Genomic DNA, 20435 nt, shown 5'->3' with positions numbered 1-20435 from the left:
TTAGAATATGTATATCTTTGTCCCGGGCGGGGAAGCCATATATGTGGCTTTTATGTCTTCATCACCAACTCTCACGCATCCGTGGGACACATTCCTCCCAAGCAGCCTTGTATAAAGTGTTCCGTGAATGAAGTATCCATTGCCGAATCCAAGGGCATAGGCACCTAAAGAACCTTCTTCTATCCTGTCATTGTAGTTCTTAGGCGGCGGTTCCCCTTCTTCGTAAAAAGCCCAGTCAGGTTTTATCCACACAGGATTTTCCTGTTTTGTTTTAACTGCATACTCGCCCCGGGGAGTATCAAAAATCCACTTCTTCTTTCCTGTCGGGTCCTGAAGAACATTTCCGCTGCCGCATGATACAATCGCCTCTCTTGTTTGTTCATTACCTTTCCTCAGGTAGAGCCTGTTTCTCCCCGTATCAATAACTATATAAGTCCCTTTAGGAGCAAGGGTTGTAATTTTCTTAAGAATAGCGCTGTTCTCCTTCTGCACATCATCTAGACTTTTTCCTTCCATTGTGGACAATAGCTCGCTTCCGGAAGTAACGCTGTATTTACTGCAAAGATAATAACCATATCCCTCGATCCCCGCAAAAGCGAGAAACACAAACCCAAAAACTATTAAAAATATTTTAAGGACTTTTTTTACCATCTACATATCCCTTATAGTAGATGTAACAACATTTTCATGTTCTAAAGCTCCGACTATAGTCACCGGTGTACCTTCTCCTACTAATCTAAATAGCTCATCTATATATTGATTTTCAAGGGAAATACATCCATATGTCATTCCGTCGTCTCCACCTCCATGAATCTCGATCAACCCGCCTATGCCTGCCCGTGAAGGAATAAGCCCTTTTTTCTTTGCTGTCGCAAACTGCCTTCTGTCTTCATCGTTAGGATAATTTATGAGAAGCGCTTTATAATAACGGCTGTTGGAAACTTTTTTTGTTATATGATATTTCCCTTCAGGTGTCGCAAAATCTCCTGCATATACTTTATCGTGGAATCCATTTCTCCCAAGCCCCACCTGATAGCTCCTCACAGGACGACCATCTCTGTAAAGCGTAAGTGTACGCTCTATCTTACAAACCACGATTGCAGTCGTTCCGCGTCTGCGCGATTCAGATATAGTCTCATCTGCCCACTGCCTCCACTTGGCTATCTGTGATCTGTCTGCAAATCTGCTTACTATAGGGGTGATAGTCCTTTCAGCGCTTGTCAGATAAAATGGGATATCGCTTAGCCTTTTTTCTGCGGCAACATATTTTTCTTTTGCACACAGGGAACGGACTTCTGAGATGGCTAATGATGCTTTTGAAATATTTCTTCTTGCATACCTTCCCTCGTTTACAAGGAGAGTTATCTTGTCAAGCGACTTAAGCTTGTTTTCATAGATTGAAAGCTGACTCTCAATGAGGGTAGACTTGTTACTCTTGAAGCTTTCTACCTTTTTTAAAACCCCGTTGCCATAAAGAAGGACAAGCTGGTACTCGGAGGAAATCTTATTATAATCCCGGAACCAGACAAACCTATTACTTTCCTTTATGAAATTGTCTTTCGCATTCCTAAGGGTTCTTTTGTAGCTATTGTAGTTTTCAGGTGTAAACTGAGGGGCACCAACCCTCCAGAGGTCCTGCTCCTGCTTTTCAGCCTGAGCAACCTCTGGAGGAACTGGTGGTGAGCTGCATCCAATCAGAAACAAGCTCAATACAAATATGACAATTTTTTTTAAATGCAGCATCTAATCTCTTTAAACTAATTTACTTTTTTTTGCCGCCCTTTTTCTCTATTGCTGCATTAATCTGATCTGATACGCTTGTTGCTTTTTCGCTGATTGCCTTTGCTTTGTCTGCTGCGCCGAAATAGTCTTCGGTGTCAATCATCTGCTGAACGCCAGGAAGTGATTCTTCGAGACCCTTAATGTCGTTGGTCAAAGCTTCAACTTCTGCTTTTGAATCTTTGCCTTTAGGTGCTTTTTCTAAGAGTGCTTTTGCATCAGTAATAGCTGTTGTAGCAGCGGTCTGTGCAGCAACTGCGCCGTTCTTAGCTTCTTCTTTCTTTGCAGGAATACCAGCTTTTATAGCTTCTGCGTCGCCCTTTACTTTTGCCAGTATCTGTTTTGCTTTGTCATAGTTCTTGAAAAACTTGTTTTCCTGTACCTTTACTTCATCTGCTGCGGCAGCTAATTCATCGCTTACGCTCTTTAATTCTTCAGCTGAATACTTTTCTGCTCCGTCCTGCTTTGCAGCTTCGATTGCTGCGCTTGCAGCATTAGTTTCCTCTACTGGCGGCTTTGCGCAACCAACGATAACAAATGCCATAATTAAACTTAAAGCAATATACTTAACCATGCTACTTTTCATCTTCATTCTCATTCTCCTCCGCATTTATTTGCGTTACCTTTGTTTCTCGATTTACACTGCTAATCATTAACCCCAAGCAAAAAATTACTTTGCCCTAAAAACATTCCCACCCCCCTTCAACGTCTATTAAACATTAGGATTTTTTCTTTCTATACCAACATAATGAAAAATAATTTAATAAAATTAATGAACCTTGTTTCCAGCCTTTAAAAAAATTTCTCCTCTAAAAAATTGTGACACAAATACTATCATATTTTTATTATGAATGTGTATATTTTCTTATTATCTATTTAAAAATATCCCTTTTTGCCCTCCACCTTATAAAAAGGGGGCGGATGATATATTATTATTGAAATTGTGTCCAGAAATTTTAAAGGGGATACCTTTACCAGCGTATTGCCTTGCCAGGCTAGTGGACTCACACATTTTCCTATTTATAATCTTCAGTATTTTCAACCACATTGAAAATATACACTTTTTATATATCTATTGTGAGCTTCACCTATTGCAGAGTCAAGAATTAAGTAAGGCATCCCGGGAATTATTAACTTTAATTTTTGTATTATAAATGATAATTACGGTGCTGTTTATAGGCTGTTTATAAAAGGAGCAACTGAGAAATGTTCGTTGAATATGAAGAAAAGGCAGTTTCGGAAAAAGGGATAGCGTTCAATGAAGCTCTTGAATTATATAACCTTTCTGAAAATAATTTCCTCCAGGTTTTTGCATCGGCAACAAGGATAAGGGAAAAGTTCAAGGGAAAGAAGGTAATCCTCTGTTCAATCGTGAGCGCAAAGTCAGGAGGATGTTCCGAGGACTGCTCATTTTGCGCCCAGTCAGCCCATTACCAGACCAATGCCCCGCTTTACCCGATGATAACATCAGCGCAGATTTTACAAACCGCTAAAGAGGCTCGTGCCGCCGGGGCAAGTGAGTTCTCCGTAGTGACAAGCGGAAGGGAAGTGGCTTCAGACAAAGAGCTTTCGGTGCTTGTCAGCTCATTTAAAAATATCTCGGGCGAGATTAAGATCCCATGCTGTGCCTCGCTTGGAATACTTGATGAAGAAAGAGGTAAGGCATTAAAGGAGGCAGGGCTTACAAACTACCACCACAACCTTGAAACTTCAGAAAGCTTTTACGGCAATATCTGTACCACCCATTCATACAGCGAGCGTATAGAAACAGTAAAAACAGCAAAAAGGCTTGGCTTTAAGGTCTGCTCAGGTGGAATATTCGGTATGGGCGAAAGCGCAAAACAGCGCATCGAGCTCGCATTCACCTTAAAAGAGCTTGGCGTTGACTCAATCCCGATGAATTTTTTAAATCCGATACCGGGCACTCCGCTGGAAGGGACAACTCCGATGAAGCCCCTTGAAATATTAAGACTCATATCTATTTACAGGTTCATTCATCCAAACAAAGACATAATTGTATGCGGCGGACGGGAGGTCAATCTCCGGAGCCTCCAGTCATTAATATTTTATGCCGGAGCAAACGGCACGCTAATGGGCAATTATCTTACAACCAAAGGCGACTCCCCTGATAAAGACATGCAGATGATAAAAGACCTTGGACTTGAACCGGAAAGGCATATTTCTTAAAATGACCGACCGCAATAAACACCTCGAGGATATTGACAGGAAAATAATCTGGCATCCATTTACGCAGATGAAGGAGTATATAGAGGAAAAGCCCCTCATAATAGAGAGGGGAGAAGGAAGCTATCTTATAGACATAAATGGAAGAAAATATTTAGACGGTGTAGCCTCCCTATGGGTCACGACCCACGGACACAGAAGGCAGGAAATAGATGAAGCCATAATCGCGCAGGTAAAAAAAATCAGCCATTCAACGCTTCTTGGGATTTCGAATGTTCCGGCTGTCGAGCTTGCAGAGAAGCTTTCAAAAATCCTGCCATCAGGACTTGAAAAAATTTTTTATTCAGACAATGGCTCAACGGCTGTCGAAATATCGCTTAAAATCTCATTCCAGTACTGGAAGCAGAAATATCCTTCACTTCCTCCGAGGACAAAATTCGTCTGCCTTAATAATGGCTACCATGGCGACACGTTGGGGGCAGTAAGCGTTGGCGGCATAGATCTTTTCCACGAGCTTTACAGGCCGCTTATATTCCAGTCATACAAGGCACCTTCTCCATATTGTTACAGGTGCGAATTGGGATTGAGTTACCCGGACTGCGGGATTGCCTGCGCAGATGAGCTTGAAAAAATCGTTTTAGCAGACAGGGAGAACATCGCTGCGCTCATACTTGAGCCAATGGTGCAGGGGGCAGGTGGGATGATAGTTTTCCCGCAAGGTTATCTCAAAAAGGCAAGGGAGATTTGCACAAGGAACAATATATTAATGATAACCGACGAGGTCGCGGTTGGCTTTGGAAGAACAGGAAAGATGTTTGCCTGCGAGCATGAAGGCGTTGCTCCTGACATAATGGCTATGTCTAAATCAATAACAGGTGGATATCTGCCGCTTGCTGTAACTGCCACAACACCGGAGATTTTCAGCGCATTTCTTGGAGGTTACGCGGAATTTAAGACTTTTTTCCACGGACACACATACACCGGAAACCCTCTTGCCTGTGCTGCCGCCATCGCATCGCTTGATATATTTGAAAGAGAAAAGCTGATAGAAAGACTTCAGCCTAAAATAGCTCTGTTTAAAAGCCTTCTCGAAAGGTTTAAAAATTTAAAATATGCCGGAGATGTAAGACAGTTGGGAATGATTGCGGGGATTGAGCTTGTAAGCGACAAGAAAACAAAAGAGCCGTTCCCGCTTGAAATGAAAATGGGTTACAGGGTTATTGATATAGCAAGAGAAAAGGGAGCAATACTCCGCCCATTGGGGAATGTGATCGTCCTTATGCCGCCTCTTTCCATAAGCGAGAGCGAGTTAGCTCAACTTCTTGACATCACCTATGAGTCAATCGCCGAGGCAACAGGGGAATGAAAATTTAATCCTTTTGAAGCCATTTTATAATTTTTAGCTTACGAGTCTTTTTAAGAGAATATCTTCAACATTTTGCCTTGAATCCAGCACAGACAAAACATACACAGCTTTCTCAGAAATTCTGTAAACTATCCTCCAGGGAGAAATGATTAATTCACGATATAGAACTATTCCTTGAGATTGAAGTTCCGGAACAATCCGGCCTCTTTCAGGAAATGCATTAAGATTTGATGCCTTTTTTTTGATTTCCTCGAATTTTTCAAAAGCATTTGAAGGGCTGTCTTCCGCAATATATTTAACAATATCAATAAGGTCCTTTTCTGCTATATCCGCCCATATGACATCGTACTTATTTTTCATTTCATTTTTTCTTTCAGGATATTCTCTATATTCGAAAATACTTCTTCCTGAGATTTTGACTTTCCTTTCTTAATATCCTCTTCTCCCTGAGAAATCAATTTCAACAGGCCAATGGCATTTCGCATGTTCTCATAACTTTCCGGATCCTGAAGTACTGCTCTGGGTTCTCCGTTCTGAGTAATGATAATAGGGCGATGAGTTTTATTTATCTGCTTTAACAGGTCAGCTGCTTTTGATTTTAGATATGTAACCGGTTTAATATCTTTAGAAATATTCATTTCTATCACCTCCAGTCTGTATAAGGTACCATATTAAGTCCGGTTGTCAATGCCCAAGATTATTTTGGCTTTATATTTTCCATTGATAAACCTGTTATTGTTTATTAAGTAGTTTCCACATGAATAATAAAATTACTGAACATTTCAAAGAGCTTGAGAAAACCGCCATTGATGGAGGTGCATCACTTTTCGGTGTAGCCGAGCTTGCGCCGCTAAAAGAGTATTTTCATCCGCTGATTGAACCTCTTGCTTCCAAGCTCCCCTATGCCATTTCAATAGCCATAAAGCTTTCAGATTCAATAATAGATGACATCGTTGATGCACCGACTCTCATTTATAAGCATCATTACAAATCAGTTAACTACATGCTTGATCAGGTTGCCCTTGCGGTGTGTAAAAAAATAGATGCGCTGGGCTACAGAGCGGCCCCCATTCCATCATCGCAGATGGTTGACTGGGAAAAACAGCTTGGTCATCTATCACACAGGTTAGTTGCATGGCAGGCAGGGATCGGACATATCGGGCGCTCTCATCTTCTTGTAAGCCGGGAGTTCGGCGCAAGGATTCGTCTTGTCACGATTCTAACAGATATTCCGCTTCCCGCCGGCAAGCCTCTCGAAGGAAACTGCAATGACTGCGGTAAATGCATTAGCTCATGCCCGGCACAGGCAATAACAAAAGAGGGGCTGATACGCGAAAGATGCATTGCAAAGCTTAAGGAGTTCACCAAGATACGCGGCATCGGTGTTTCAATCTGCGGAATCTGTGTAAGGGATTGCGCGGGCGAGAAAACCGTAACGTCAAAAGTAAAGACCTGACCCCTTTATGTGCGGAAAATTTTTTAGCGGGATTTTAACCGTTTGAAGCTATAAAGAAAATAGCCAACTATTGAAGAAGCAATCAGCCATAGTGTTGAAGGCTCAGGGACGGGTGAAGAAGTAGGTTCATAAATAGAAACTGTGTAACCGCCTATTCCGGTCCCATAGTAATTTGAATCGTACTTAAAAATAATAGAGTTATTTTCAGGAAGTTGTGAATTATCTACAGCTCCATATAGATATTCTGTTCCCCTAATTAATGAACTATTTGGAAAATCCCCTGCATTAACGCCAATAGTGATTCCGTTGTAATCGTTAGGTACATAATTACCTGATCCCGGAAATAAAGTTCCTCCAGAATGCACCGGGCTTTTCACTCCGTCAAGATTCAGATAACTCATAACTATGTCATTGCTGCCTTCAAAAAGAATTAGCTGGAATGTATTAGAGCCATAATATGGAGTTGGATTACCGCTTAAATTGAAATTAGAGACATCATTCCACGTAAGAACTAATTTTTGGGAACCGGGTGCTCCGCTCAAATTTGCCCACACCCCTGTATCTGGATTAGTCGAACCATCCCCTTTTGCATCGGGATTTGTGAGAAGGAAATCCCAAAGAGGAGCTATCATTTTCATTCTTTCATACGGTTGTGGTTTTTGCTTAATAACATTTACCAGGTCCTGTTCTGCAGGAAATGATTCATTAGTTGAACTTAGATTTGAATCTCCAAAAGAAACAGTTCCAAGACTATTTATCCATAGGTTGGAAAAAGTCTCGCCGTAAAACTGAAAATCAAATCCAATATTATAATTGGCTGCACCTATTGCAACACCACCAATTTCACTAACCGGAATACCTTGCTGTGCAAGGCTACCATAGTCAGATTCCCAAAGTAATGTGGCATTGGAATTTGTTGATACTGCCACAAACAATGCAATCGCAAATAGGTATACTTTGATATGTCTTTCCCCCAACATACCATAAAAAGAACGCAAAAAACGTGCCATTTTTTTAAAACTTATTTTCTTTAAAATAAATACACTCAAATCAAAATTTATCTGTAAAATTATTAAAAATAACATTGATAATCTCAGGAATACTATATTGATACTGTCGGATTAGCGTACAGTATAAAAGTTGAATCAGCTAACCTATTGTTTTATTTTATAAATAAGTGTCTAAAAATCCGACGCCATTTGTCATTGCAGGTCAACAAAATAATATTTTTTTTAAATGTATTAACTGCTTAATTATAATAAATATAATTTAAATAGACCTGTCAATTTTATTTTTCATTACAGCCTATAATAAAGCCAATCCGGTGCGAACCTTAGAAACCAGGCAATGATCCGCCACCTCTTTGTGACATAAACATGTTTCCTGCGCTTACGGATTGCATCGAATATCTGTTGAGCTGCCTTCCTCGGCGCGGCTACCCAAAACTGACCGTCGCCTTTTGCCATGGCAGTATCTACAAAACCCGGCTGCACATCGGTAACAACAATTGGCAGCTGACGCTTATGAACCATCTGCCGCACACCGTCCAGATAATTTGATACGAATGCTTTTGATGCGCTGTATGCAGGCGCAACACTATCTCCCCGCAGCGCTGCTACTGAAGAAATCCCAACAAGATGTCCTGATTTCCGTGTCTTGAGATACGAAATAGCAACATTGACAGCAGCGCAGAAACCTGAAACATTCACCGCAATCGTGTCTCGCTCGTACTCCCAATTCAAATCAGAATTGAGGAATCCTGTCCCTGCGCTTATAACAAACAATTCGACATCACCCATCTCAGCAATCAATTCTCGCAATTGTGACATCGCTTGTTGCGGATCTGTAAGGTCAACTGATTTGGTCCACACCGGAGAGGACAACTCGCAAGAGAGTTCCTTGAGCAGGTTCATCCTACGCGCTGCCAGTCCTACGCCATAGCCGTTCTCAGCCAGGCATCGCGCAAGCTCTTTCCCAATTCCTGACGATGCTCCGACTATAATCGCATTTTTCATAATGACTCAACAATACTCACAATCTTAAACTGCCAACATTGATTTTATACACATTCTAAATTTCGCGAGATTATATGAGGCGATTTGGATACCGTCAAGAATTCTGCGACGCGGGTTGCTTCAAAGACTTAAAACTTACAAGCTTCTCCTCTTTCTCATCCCATAAATTCAAAGAAAAGGACTTGAGGCTTTTGCGGATGGTAATGGGCTTCACGGTCTGCATAATGGGTGTTTCATCATAGCATTGTTGCAGTTTATAGTTTGGAATCTTTGGCAGAACATGGTGGACATGATGCAGTCCGATACTTCCGGTAAACCACTGAAGTATTTTTGGCAGTTTGTAATATGAGCTTCCTCTAAAAGCAGCCTTCAGCGGGTCCCAGTCTGCATGACGGGACCAATACACTCCATCGAACTGATGTTGAACGTAGAACAGCCATACACCGAGAGCCCCGCCGATCAGCATTATTGGCACTTGAATCAGGAGATAAGTTTTTAACCCTATTGTCAGGGTGGCTGTCAAAACTATCAGCAAAATAATCAAATTGGTAAACTCCATACTGAAACGCTCGTTCTTCCCATTCCATTGGTGCAGGTATCGCTGGGTAATCAAAAAAGTGTACCCCGGACCGATTCCGAGGAAAACCAAAGGATGGCGATAAAACCTGTAGGAAAATCGCTCCATCTTAGAAGCTGCCCAATACTCTTCAACCGTTATTGTCCAGATATCCCCGACCCCTCTTTTATCCAGATCCGCATAAGTGCCATGATGGACAAGATGATTATACTGCCAGTATGTAAATGGGGTAAAGGTCAATATGCCTGCCACATAACCAAGGTTTCTATTTGCCTGCCGTGATTCAAAAAATGAATTGTGCGAGCAGTCGTGAAGAAGAATAAATATGCGCCCCATAAAAAGAGATGCGATTACAATGAGCGGGAAAATCACCATCAATGGATACTTTTGATCGACCATATAAACAAGGATAACCCACAATGCAATGTAGGGGGTAAAGCTTGTGATGATCTGTATAATCGTTTTTCGCAAGTCTGGTTTGCCATACTGCGACAACGATTTACGCAAAGAATTTATTGTCAGTTCCTCAGGCGCACCGCCTGTATCCTCAACCATATCGCACCTCCCGCATAGAAGCACGACGACTCTCTCGTCGAATATTTTAAGCAATACCTATTTCATTCTTACTCTATACCTAACAAAATTATATAGGGCGATTTGCGCACCGTCAAGCATCTTGCGAACATTAACAATGCCATTATTGATATGCTCATTGTCCTGCTTTTATTTTTCAGATCCACTCTTTCTAAAAGAGGGGTATGGGGAGATTAGAAAAAGCAAACTACCTATCTCAAATGGGGATGATGTCTGCAAATGCAAAACCATCCCGTTCAATAGTCTCACCAACACTGACCGGGATCGTTCTTAGAAACATTGGGCCGCCCACAGCGACTGTGTGAATTTCCCCATTTTCTCCACATGGGTCGCTCCCTTGAGGAAATTCCGCAATCAATTCTCTTGTCAATTTCTGTCCGGCAAAATGTGATGGCAGTTTCTTAAGGTCAACACAGCTGATATATGCGTCCAAACCAGCCGAGAGCATCTGCTCTGCAAGTTCTCCGGTTGGTATTCCCCATAATGGGAAAATTGGTTCAATCCCGGTCCCTTTCAATTGAGCTTCCCGATACTGTCTAACATCCTCAAGGAATAGGTCGCCGAATGACATACATTGAATCCCTTTTTTAGCAGACTCCGCGACGAAGTTCTGCATAACTTCACTGTACTGCTCGTTTGTGCATGGATCTGGAATAAAGAGAGTTTGAAGCGGCAGAGCTACGCCCTTTGCCTGACGCTCAAGCATTTCCAGCCTTGTGGCGTGCATGGTCACGCGGTTGTACTTCTCGTTCATCACTGAGAACAGACCTAGAATTTCAATCAGTGGGTCTTGTCTAAGGATATGAAGCGCCCATGCGCTGTCCTTTCCGCTGCTCCAACTCAACAATGTTTTTTTCTTCATACTTTTTTCCATCGAATATCTATTCTCTGCTTTATCTTTCTATGAAAAGATGGCAATTGGCAAAACCTGCAGGACCGGCCCCTTTACTTCTAGTTCTATTGAAGGAATCTTGAAACCCTGATTCGTTGACAACTTTGACAAGTTTTCGATTGCAACATTTAGTATTTTTTCCGGCATAGCGCTAAGCGCTGTCTTTCTTATCAGATTGATCGAATCTTTATCATCATTAATCACTCTAATCACTTTGCCAAGCACATTAAAGTGACCATCCACAAGATCGGACATAGTAGGGTCATTGAGAAACTCTCGCTCCAACGTTATGACCACCCTAAAATCGCAGCTTAAGTGATCCGTAACGATATCTACTGTGTCACCAGTCTTCAGGTTTTCCAAAAATTGTTCCATTTGTGTTTTGACCATTTGGTTTGTATCTGGAGTTTTGAGCTTTTGCGCCTTATTTTGCTGTTGATGGGTATCTTGTGAAAACATAATGGCCATTTTCATAAAGCCAATAAATGTATCCATGGTCTGGATTATTGGGTTCTTTCTCAATGGTGCCGTAAATTCTACGATCTGTCTTATCTCTGGCTTGTATTTATCATCTATAAAAATCAACTTGTTGTCGGCAACAAGACTTCTGCGAAGCATTTGAAACATTGATGCTGGTGTGTGAACCTTTTCTTCATTTGTTTGAGTCCCCAATGAATCTTCTTTTAGTTTTTGCATTTTCCCTGAGACGTCTATTTTTAAAAGTGTGGAGAGCGCTTTGTTAAGTCCAAAAGTTGCTCCGTACTTCTGTTTATCACTGTCCAAAGAGGATTCCGTGGATGTTATTCTAGTCACAGTGGCAATCCCACCTTGAAGCATAGCGATCATGTCGAATACTATGCGTTGGTTTAGATAGACTGGAATTATCAACTCATTTTCAATATCATGCATCTGAAAGCTCTGCCTTTTGCATTATAGAGCACCATTTCTTTCTATATTTATTCTACTTTGCAAAACTATATCGAGTGATTTAAACATCGTTAAGCATTCTACAGCAATAGTGCATAACGGTTCAAGAATAACCTGTAAACTGATTCATCCGTTTGTTAGGGGTCGTTTAAAAAAATTTTACACTTGCAATCTAAGCGACATATAGCTATGATGACTATCAGTATCTTTGTGGGAGGAATATTAATGCTCGGACCATTTGCACTTAATAAAGTCTATTTAGGCGATTGTTTAGAATTAATTTCACAGTTGCCAAAGGAATCAATTGATGTGTTGGTCACTAGCCCTCCGTATTGGGGACAACGGCACTCTTCTGGCACAGGAGTTGAGGAAGACCCGAGGGATTATCTGGCTTTTTTAGTAAATGTTTTTACTAGTATGCTGGCTAAGATGAAACCTCAGGGGATTATATGGATTAATATTGGTGATGCCTACAACACCCCAGTAAATTGGCGAGAGGATGACAGACAATACAGTTCTCTTGGTGCGGATAAATCAGGACTTGCAGCTAACAACGCGGCATATATCAAGCCGCGAATAAACCGAAAGGCATTTATAGAAAAAAATGTTGGCTGGTTGCAGTATGGCAATCTCCTAGCCTTGCCGTATCGCTTAGTAATCTCTCTATCAAATGCCGGTTATCTTTTCCGGGGAGAAGTTATTTGGCAAAAGCGCAATCCAATGCCTGAAGGAAGATGTAGGCGCCCACACCGTTATCATGAACCAATCTATTTATTGACAAAGAACGAAAGGCATAACTTTCGTGTTTCCCCTCCAATAAAAAGTGTCTGGGAATTTGCCAATGAAAAGATCGATGGGGTAAAGCACTTCTCCCGTTTTCCAGAAGAGTTGCCTTTACGTTGTATTTATGCTTACGGAATTGCTGGAAAGGACGTTGTAGTACTTGATCCATTTTCTGGATCAGGCACTACTGGCATGGCTGCAATTCGTCTTGGTTGTTCTTATATTGGGTTTGAAATTGACCCGCAACATGTCGACGCCTCAAACCAAAGACTTATTCAAGTGGGTGAGATTAAACAGCAAGCTTTTTTCTAACTCTTTCCCGTTCTGCAAGGATAAAATTTACAAATGCATCGTTCGTATTTGAAAAGTTGCATACATGGATACGTGCTTTAGCTTTAAATTTAGGCGGTGTGGGGACGGTGTTTTTATTGTAGGAGAAACAAGCAGAGAAAAATGCATCGTCTTCGATGTCTTTTCTCTTAGCACTCCGCGCGTCTTTTCCCTTACCAAAAAAAACTGTACCTAGTTCTCCTCTATTGTGTGGCTTAGCCGAAGGCATACTTTTACAGTCCATTGTCCATAAAGGCGAGATGTAACCAGCTTTGACTAGCGCTTGACTCATTGGGACATCATCAGTTCGGCGTTCGGCGAAACTGGCCTTAACATGGACAACACCAATGATCTTTTCATTGGTCCCATTTCCAACAGTCAAGAGGACATCAATTTTGTCAGCTTCAAGACGATGACCTACGTCTAGACATTGTAACAAACTAGTTTTGCGTTCAAAATCAGCTATGATGAGGTTAATGCCGTGCCGTGCAAGAGTCGGGGCATAATGACGCTCAAGAATCCTCTCAAGCGCCCATCCACCAGTTCGTTTCCAGCTTTGTGTGAAGTCGAGTCTAAAGTGCTCGGATGGATGGTTGTACTGGTCACAATATGCTCGATACAATAGAAACCACCAAATATCCGAGGGATTCGCTGTCGGCCAAATTTGAACAGCTTTCAGAAATGCATTTGCAACACTCTCCGTTTTAATTGTCTTGGCACGGTCATCATCTTCGCTGACGTTTAATTGTCTGAGTTGTGCTAACCCATCGCGGAGGGTTAAGACTACTTCGTTAAACTGATCGACAGTGGCACCAACTAAAGTATAGGTTGCATCATGCTTGGCATAAGCAAAGTGGATCAGAATATCTGCTCCTGCTGCTTCTGCAGTAATTGATCTATGAATTGTTGGAACACTGCCACGAGCTCCCACAGCAAGATCAGAGAGCGACTTGCCATAAACTGACAAAAAGGATGCAATCACATCGAGGCTTGGAATAATTTTCCCATTCTCTATTGAGTTCACCCATCCGGGTCCAAGGATTAGCCGTTTCTCTACTTCCGCTGGTGAAAGGCTAGCCTCCTCTCGAAAGAGTTTAAGTCGTAGGAGTAATCGAATGAGGTAATCAGAGTTGAAAGTCATCGTCAAAGAGATCCTTTGGAGTAATCTTTAAAGCATCAGCTAGCTTCTTGACGTTTAATAGACCAATGTTTCGCTCTCCACGCTCAATCCCACCCATATAAGTACGGTCAAGACCTGCGATTTGAGCTAATTCTTCTTGCGAAAGATTCTTTTTTTGCCGGATTATTCTGATCCGGTTCCCAAACCTTTTTAAAAAGTTATCACGATGCTTGGACATAAATTTTTATACCAAGATGACGACCATGTTTCTACGGACTATGAGTATCTTTATGGTTTTCCGATTTATTCCCTAACGATAGAACATATCTATACAGCTATACTGCGTCAGGTGCAGTGATTTATTGGCTTGTATATTTGGTCCCATTAATAGAGAGGAATGCATAATATATATTTTAGTGTTAGCCACTTTATACATTCCCTGCAGATAGTTAGTCTAGAAAAAAGTTTAATATAGTGATTTAGAATTGATTGTAATTAATAAGCATGCTTTAAAAAAGACTTCTTCAAAAGAGAATTATCTAGTCAACCCAACCTTCTTATAAAATTTATCTATCTCACTTCTCGCCGGCAGGGCGGTTTGGGCGCCGGCTTTTTGGACTGAGAGGGCTGCGGCGCATATTGCCATTTTTGCTGATTTTGTCATATCAAAGCTCTCGGAGAGAAATGCGGCGAGTGCACCGTTAAATGCATCGCCTGCGCCGGTGGTATCAATGGCTTTCACCTTTGGTGCTTTTATGAATTTTACGACTCCATTATGAAAAAGAGCTATTCCTTTATTTCCAAGAGTGATTATCACAGTAGATGGCCCTTTTTTTGAGAGGATAAGCGCAGACTTTTTTATATCATCTTGAGTCCTGATATTTTTCCCGGAAAGACACACCGCTTCCCTAATATTTGGAGTAATAACATCTATGAGTTTGTAAACGTTCTCAGGGATTTTTCTCGCAGGTGCAGGATTTACTATTGTGGTGAGCCCTAATTTCTTTGCAATCTTCAATGATTCGCAAACTGTCTCAAAGGGAATCTCAAATTGTAAAAGTAAAACGCAAGATTCAGCAAAATATTTTATATTCTTCCTTATGTCTGCTGGAGAAAGATTCTTATTTGAGCCCTGATAGACAGATATAAGATTTTCTCCCTTTTTGTTTACTGTTATGAGAGCGGTGCCTGTCTTTACTTTTTTATCCTCACAGATCGCACCGGAAGGAAAGCCAAACTTTAAGAGACGAGCCCTGTAATCTTTGCCGGAAGCGTCAGTGCCAAGGCGGGTTATAAAGTTTACATCTGCTCCTGCCTTTCTTGCTGCTATTGCCTGATTGGCGCCTTTGCCTCCATAGAAAATCATGAACTTATCTGCTGTAATGGTTTCGCCGGGGCGGGGAAGTTTCTCTGAGATTAAAGTGAGGTCAATATTTGAGCTTCCAACGACGAGGACTTTTTTTTTCATATTAATATTCATTCATTTTATCTGGATATCTGGATCCCCGCTTTCGCGGGGATGACAACAAAGAAACGGGATGACAATAAAAGTATGTAAATAACAACAATGAAGATGACAGCAACAAAAAAAATGAGGATGACAATAAAATTATTGTAAATAACAACAATAAAGATGACAACAAAAACAATGGTGATGATTAAAGTGCGCCAAGTATCATCTCTTTTATCCGCAGTATGTCTGCTTCAAATGCAACCTGCGTTTTCCCTTGCTCCTTGCTCTTTCGCCTTGTGTCTATGACGGTCATTCCACGGGCGACTCCCTTACCTGTCTCAACATTTACTTCCCTTGTAGTCCACTGGAAAAGGTCAGACTTAAAGCCGGCAATTACTGCAACAGGATCGTGAAGGAATAGGCCGCTGAATTTTTCAGCCTTTTCATGGAGTGTTATATGGCACATCATAAGCTCTTTTAAAAAAATACATTTTCTATCAGTGCGTCCTGAGAATTTCTTTTCCACTTCCCATTGGGAAAGATAGGCTCTCTCTGTTATGTTAAGCCCGATGAGTTTAAGAGGAATTTTGGATGCAAAGACTATTTCTGCCGCGGCTGGGTCTGAGTAGATATTAAATTCTGCGGCAGGTGTGATGTTCCCCGGGGAGTGAAAGGCTCCACCCATCACGATAATCTCTGCTGTTTTTTTCATCTCCTTTGGATGGTCAAGTATGGCTTTTGCGATGTTTGTAAGTGGACCTATGGCGATTATTTTCACCTTCCCTTTTTCTGCCGCACAAATCTCAGCAATCTTGTCCCATGCCTTGCCTTTCGAAATTTCATGTAAAGTGCTCCCAACATCTTTTTTTAATTTTGAAGAAAGCCCGCCCATCCCGTCTTTTCCATGATATTCATAGGCATGATGGTAGGCTCCTCCTTCAAGGGGCTTTGCACTTCCCTCATATACAGGGATAGTAGAGCCGCTCTTTGGAGAGATAAATGAAAGAAGAAGGCAGATGTTTGAGGAGGCCTGCTTTAATGGAATGTTGCCCCCCACTGTTGTGACAGCTTTTATTTCAGCCTGAAGATAATTGCGCGCCACTGTTATGGCAAGCGCATCATCTATGCCGCCGTCAGTGTCTATTATGATTGGATTTTCGCTCATTTTTCCTTAAATACGATACAACTGTTTTTTAAGAATGAACCTATCTCTTCTTTTCTTTCTTCTTCAGATTTCTCGCTGAATTTCTGCCGCTTTTCAGGGTCACGGGCAGCCTCTAATAAAATAGAGTTGGAGCTTAATGATGCCATTGTCAAGGCAAGCTCTACTATATGGGTACAGCCACCTGCGCCGCCTACTGCTTCTCTCATTTTTTTTGCAAATCCTCTTTCAATCTTTAAGCCTATGAGTTTGTCTACATTGGGAAGCGCTGTCTTGCATTCGCCAAATGGGGTTTTTACCATCTCGCCTGTGGCTGTTATTATCTCCCTTGTTGAAATCTTAACCATCATCTGAAGGCGGATGTTGTGGTCAAGGTCAAGCAAGGACGCGCGTGTTACAAGATAATCCTCCGCGGTTATATCTATTGAAGCATTTATATTTCTTTCATATACGTTCACTGTTTTTTCTCCTCATCAGAAAGCATCTCCTTTATCCTGCCAAGCTTTGTCAGCGCTTCGAGCGGTGTAATACTGTTAATATCCATATTCCTTATCTCATTTAGAACTTCAGATTCATTCCTGTCAAATATAGGAAGCATCTGTTGATTATTGTTTGGCGTTTGTGATTTTCCCAAAAGCGAAAGATTGCCATTCCTGTCAAACTCGCGGTTTTCAAGATTAAAAAGAATCTCACGCGCCCTTTTTATCACATCTGCCGGAATGCCTGAAAGCTTTGCAACATGGATGCCATAGCTTTTGTCAGTGCCCCCTTCAACAATCTTGCGCAGGAAGATTATCTCGTCATTCCATTCTTTTACAGCTACATTGTAATTTCTGGCGCCATCGAGCACTGCGGACAACTCCGTAAGTTCATGGTAATGGGTTGCAAAAAGGGTGCGCGCCCCGAGATGTTCTTTTGAATGGATAAACTCAGCAACAGCCCAGGCAATACTAAGTCCGTCAAAGGTGCTTGTTCCCCTCCCTATCTCATCAAGAATGATCAAGCTTCTTTTTGTGGCATTGTTCATTATGTTTGCCGTCTCATTCATCTCGAGCATGAATGTGCTTTGCCCTGAGGCGAGATTGTCGCTTGCGCCTATGCGGGTGAATATCCGGTCAACTATTCCGATATGCGCTTCTCTTGCCGGGACGAAACTTCCCATCTGCGCCATCATAACGATTAGCGCAACCTGCCTCATGTATGTTGATTTTCCAGCCATGTTTGGGCCTGTTATGATTGATAGCCTGTTTTCTTCGCAATCAAGGAGCGTGTCATTGGGAACAAATCTTTCATCAAATGATATCCGTTCAATCACCGGGTGTCTGCCGTCTTTTATGTCTATGCGGTCGGAGTTATCTATCACGGGACGGACATAGTTGTTTTTCTCCGCCACTGAGGCGAGTGTTGAGAGAACGTCTATCTCTGCAACTGCATATGCAGTTTTCTGAATTTCTGGAATATGTCGTGAGACATTTGCTATAAGTTCATTGAAAATCCTGATTTCTATTTCCTTTATTTTTTCTTCTGCCGTAAGAATCCGTTCTTCATATTCTTTTAACTTGGGCGTTATAAAGCGCTCTCCGTTGGTAAGTGTCTGCTTTCTGATGAAATCAGCCGGCACATTGTGGAGGTTTGATTTTGTGACTTCTATGTAATAACCAAAGACCCTGTTAAACCCCACTTTGAGAGAAGATATTCCTGAGCGCTCCCTTTCTTCCCTTTCAAGCGACGAAATGAAATCTTTTGTGTTGTTCTTGAGATTCCGCAATTCATCAAGCTCCGGGTTAAAGCCTTCCCTTATGGCGCCGGTGTCGCGAATATTTAATGGTGGAGAATCTACAAGGGCTTTTTTTAGATAAAGCGTGAGTTCCTCATGGGCATCAACCTCTAATGAGAGAGAGCTCAAAAGTTTGGACTCACAGGTCGCCATAAGTTTTTTAACCAATGGGAGGCGTTCAAATGAAAATCTTAAAGCCGCAAGGTCCCGCGGTCCTGCATTGCCGTTAGCAAGTTTTCCAATGAGTCTGTCAATGTCCTGAATCTCTGCGAGTTCATCCCTTACTTTGCGCCGCTCCTGTGATTTTTCAATAAACTCATCTATTGAATTATATCTTTCTGTTATCTCATCAACATCCAGGAGTGGTTTTAAAAGCCATTGGCGAAGGAGTCTTCCTCCCATTGCTGTTGCCGTATCATCTATTATGTTTAAAATCGTATTTTCGCGTGAGCCGTCAGCCTGACTTCGCAGCACTTCGAGATTTTTGATCGTTGTCCCGTCAAGAACCATGTACTCCCGGTTGTCTATAGTCCTTAAGCGGTTTATGTGTTTGAGATTCTCTTTTTGCGTTTCTTCAAGATACTGAATCATGGCGCCAGCCGATGATATGGCTGAAGGCATCCCTTCACAGCCAAAGCCTTCAAGGGAGGAAACTCCGAATTTTGAAAGAAGCGCTCTTCTCGCGGTCTCGTAATCGAATTTCCAGTCTTCAAAAGGGGAAATGAATGGTGGGCGAAGAAGGGATGATGTTATCTCTTCCTTAAAGACCTTCTGATTTGCCGATGGGAGAAGAACTTCGCTCGGCTCTATCCGGATTATTTCATTGATTAGGCGGAGGCGGTCAGCGCCGTCAAATTCAGTGACGCTAAATTCTCCTGTAGATATATCGAGGACAGAGATTCCTGTAACTCCCTTTCCAAAAGATAGGGAAATCATGAAATTATTGCTCTTGGGATTTAGATATGCCGGGTCTGTCACTGTGCCAGGGGAAACAACCTTTACCACATCGCGCCTTACAATCTTTTTACCCTGCCCCGGTTCTTCAAGCTGCTCGCAAATGGCGACCTTGATTCCTTTGTCCAAAAGTTTTGGAAGATAGGAATCAATTGCATGGTAAGGAATACCGCATAGAGGAATGTCTTCCCCGATATTTTTCCCCCGTGTTGTAAGCGCTATCTGGAGGATTTTGGATGCTTTTTTGGCATCATCGAAGAACATCTCATAGAAATCCCCCATTCTGAAAAAGAGGATTGCATCATTGTAGCGGGCTTTAATCTGCAGATACTGCTGTATCATCGGGGTGAGGTTTTGTGTTCCGTTGTCTTTAATCTGGCTCATTTCCGATGACTGTTATAACTCATCTTTGATTATCCGGTTTTACTACTGGATACGGCTCCCTAACCTGCCCCAACGTATGCAATCCAGCAATTTTCCTTTTGAATCCCAGGACCAGTAAATTATAAACGCTTTTCCTTTTATCTTTTCCCTTCTCACAAAACCCCAAAACCTGCTGTCAAGGGAACGGTCTCTGTTGTCCCCCATGCAAAAGTATGAACTTGCCGGCACGGTCAAGGGACCAAAAGTATCGCGTACCGTCTCATCGCCGTAAAGATTTTGGTTTCTTCCGGGAATCGTAAATGAATCCTTATGAACAACATATGGCTCGTCCTGCTTTTCCCCGTTTACAAAAAGCACCTTATCTTTTCCCCGGATCTTGTCATATTCAATGCCTATTATCCTTTTTATGAAATCACGGGTTTCATCCTGAGGAAATTTAAATACAATGACATCGTGATGTTTTGGATTATCAAACCAGTAGGCAAATTTATTGACTAAAATGTGGTCGCCTATCTGAAGCGTGTCAAGCATTGATCCGGATGGGATTTTAAAAGCCTGCACAATATAAGTCCTGATTACGAGGGCAAGTAAAAGTGCGATGAGGATTGCCTCAACATATTCCCGGACAGCCGATTTTTCCTTTTTCCCGGATTCTTCTTTTTTGTCTTTATCTTTAGCCATT

Annotated in this window: 21 protein-coding genes; 4 read left to right on the top strand and 17 right to left on the bottom strand. The window is 41.8% G+C overall.

What is annotated here, in order from left to right; all coding sequences use genetic code 11:
• From HZA77_04480 to HZA77_04470, 3 genes are read right to left on the bottom strand one after another with little or no spacing between them, the layout of a single operon-like run.
• The gene (locus HZA77_04480; protein MBI5374664.1) at positions 1–651 is read right to left on the bottom strand and encodes a L,D-transpeptidase; all 651 of its coding nucleotides are present in this window, start codon (positions 649–651) and stop codon (positions 1–3) included.
• Positions 652–1743 carry a L,D-transpeptidase family protein gene (locus tag HZA77_04475; protein ID MBI5374663.1) on the bottom strand — a complete coding sequence of 364 codons (1092 nt, stop codon included), beginning with the start codon at positions 1741–1743 and terminating at the stop codon, positions 652–654.
• 19 nt (positions 1744–1762) lie between these two features.
• Positions 1763–2371 (bottom strand): hypothetical protein, encoded by a 609-nt coding sequence (locus HZA77_04470; protein MBI5374662.1) that lies wholly within the window; start codon positions 2369–2371, stop codon positions 1763–1765.
• Between the two features lie 614 nt (positions 2372–2985).
• Between HZA77_04470 and bioB the strand changes: the two genes are divergently transcribed.
• Together bioB and bioA are read left to right on the top strand one after the other, a co-directional pair.
• Positions 2986–3966 carry a biotin synthase BioB gene (gene bioB, locus HZA77_04465; GenBank protein ID MBI5374661.1) on the top strand — a complete coding sequence of 327 codons (981 nt, stop codon included), beginning with the start codon at positions 2986–2988 and terminating at the stop codon, positions 3964–3966.
• A 1-nt stretch (position 3967) separates the two neighbouring features.
• Positions 3968–5329, top strand: coding sequence for an adenosylmethionine--8-amino-7-oxononanoate transaminase (bioA, locus tag HZA77_04460; GenBank protein MBI5374660.1), 1362 nt, complete (start codon positions 3968–3970; stop codon positions 5327–5329).
• A gap of 33 nt (positions 5330–5362) precedes the next feature.
• Here the strand turns inward: bioA and HZA77_04455 are convergent, their stop codons facing one another.
• Both HZA77_04455 and HZA77_04450 read right to left on the bottom strand, forming a co-directional pair.
• Complete coding sequence (locus HZA77_04455) at positions 5363–5689, bottom strand: type II toxin-antitoxin system RelE/ParE family toxin (GenBank protein MBI5374659.1); 327 nt, start codon at positions 5687–5689, stop codon at positions 5363–5365.
• Complete coding sequence (locus HZA77_04450; protein ID MBI5374658.1) at positions 5686–5967, bottom strand: type II toxin-antitoxin system Phd/YefM family antitoxin; 282 nt, start codon at positions 5965–5967, stop codon at positions 5686–5688. The genes HZA77_04455 and HZA77_04450 overlap by 4 nt, the downstream gene beginning before the upstream one ends.
• Before the next feature lie 119 nt (positions 5968–6086).
• On the opposite strand from HZA77_04450, the gene HZA77_04445 reads away from it, so the two are divergent.
• Positions 6087–6785, top strand: a complete 699-nt coding sequence (locus tag HZA77_04445) for an epoxyqueuosine reductase (protein MBI5374657.1) — start codon at positions 6087–6089, stop codon at positions 6783–6785.
• A 23-nt stretch (positions 6786–6808) separates the two neighbouring features.
• Here the strand turns inward: HZA77_04445 and HZA77_04440 are convergent, their stop codons facing one another.
• The 5 genes from HZA77_04440 to HZA77_04420 all read right to left on the bottom strand — a co-directional run bounded on the left by HZA77_04440 (position 6809) and on the right by HZA77_04420 (position 11772).
• A complete protein-coding gene (locus HZA77_04440; GenBank protein MBI5374656.1) occupies positions 6809–7870 on the bottom strand; it encodes a PEP-CTERM sorting domain-containing protein in 1062 nt (353 codons plus the stop codon).
• Positions 7871–8083: 213 nt separating this feature from the next.
• Entirely contained in the window at positions 8084–8800 is a 717-nt protein-coding gene (locus HZA77_04435) for an SDR family NAD(P)-dependent oxidoreductase (protein MBI5374655.1), read from the bottom strand.
• Between the two features lie 94 nt (positions 8801–8894).
• Positions 8895–9932, bottom strand: a complete 1038-nt coding sequence (locus tag HZA77_04430; protein ID MBI5374654.1) for a fatty acid desaturase — start codon at positions 9930–9932, stop codon at positions 8895–8897.
• A 235-nt stretch (positions 9933–10167) separates the two neighbouring features.
• Complete coding sequence (locus HZA77_04425; protein MBI5374653.1) at positions 10168–10833, bottom strand: adenine nucleotide alpha hydrolase; 666 nt, start codon at positions 10831–10833, stop codon at positions 10168–10170.
• A 39-nt stretch (positions 10834–10872) separates the two neighbouring features.
• Positions 10873–11772 carry a hypothetical protein gene (locus tag HZA77_04420; protein ID MBI5374652.1) on the bottom strand — a complete coding sequence of 300 codons (900 nt, stop codon included), beginning with the start codon at positions 11770–11772 and terminating at the stop codon, positions 10873–10875.
• A 243-nt stretch (positions 11773–12015) separates the two neighbouring features.
• On the opposite strand from HZA77_04420, the gene HZA77_04415 reads away from it, so the two are divergent.
• On the top strand, positions 12016–12885 hold the full coding sequence (locus tag HZA77_04415; protein ID MBI5374651.1) for a site-specific DNA-methyltransferase: 870 nt from the start codon (positions 12016–12018) through the stop codon (positions 12883–12885).
• Here HZA77_04415 and HZA77_04410 read toward each other — a convergent pair.
• From HZA77_04410 to lepB, 7 genes are all read right to left on the bottom strand, one after another.
• Positions 12863–14050, bottom strand: a complete 1188-nt coding sequence (locus tag HZA77_04410) for a helix-turn-helix domain-containing protein (protein MBI5374650.1) — start codon at positions 14048–14050, stop codon at positions 12863–12865. The two genes, HZA77_04415 and HZA77_04410, sit on opposite strands and share 23 nt — an antisense overlap.
• On the bottom strand, positions 14028–14261 hold the full coding sequence (locus tag HZA77_04405) for a helix-turn-helix transcriptional regulator (GenBank protein MBI5374649.1): 234 nt from the start codon (positions 14259–14261) through the stop codon (positions 14028–14030). The genes HZA77_04410 and HZA77_04405 overlap by 23 nt, the downstream gene beginning before the upstream one ends.
• A 297-nt stretch (positions 14262–14558) precedes the next feature.
• Positions 14559–15491, bottom strand: coding sequence for a ribokinase (gene rbsK, locus HZA77_04400; GenBank protein ID MBI5374648.1), 933 nt, complete (start codon positions 15489–15491; stop codon positions 14559–14561).
• 190 nt (positions 15492–15681) lie between these two features.
• Positions 15682–16641, bottom strand: a complete 960-nt coding sequence (locus tag HZA77_04395) for a nucleoside hydrolase (protein MBI5374647.1) — start codon at positions 16639–16641, stop codon at positions 15682–15684.
• The gene (locus HZA77_04390) at positions 16638–17096 is read right to left on the bottom strand and encodes a DUF2889 domain-containing protein (GenBank protein MBI5374646.1); all 459 of its coding nucleotides are present in this window, start codon (positions 17094–17096) and stop codon (positions 16638–16640) included. Before HZA77_04390 ends, HZA77_04395 begins: the two co-directional genes overlap by 4 nt.
• Positions 17093–19711, bottom strand: coding sequence for a DNA mismatch repair protein MutS (gene mutS, locus HZA77_04385; protein MBI5374645.1), 2619 nt, complete (start codon positions 19709–19711; stop codon positions 17093–17095). Before mutS ends, HZA77_04390 begins: the two co-directional genes overlap by 4 nt.
• A gap of 84 nt (positions 19712–19795) precedes the next feature.
• Positions 19796–20434, bottom strand: a complete 639-nt coding sequence (lepB, locus tag HZA77_04380) for a signal peptidase I (GenBank protein ID MBI5374644.1) — start codon at positions 20432–20434, stop codon at positions 19796–19798.
• Between the last annotated feature and the right edge of the window lies 1 nt (position 20435).

It is taken from the genome of Candidatus Schekmanbacteria bacterium (genome assembly GCA_016219965.1).
Lineage (GTDB): Bacteria > Schekmanbacteria > GWA2-38-11 > GWA2-38-11 > J061 > JACRJM01.
The sequence above is the reverse complement of the archived record's forward strand: the minus strand, read 5'-3'. Positions and strand labels throughout refer to the sequence as shown.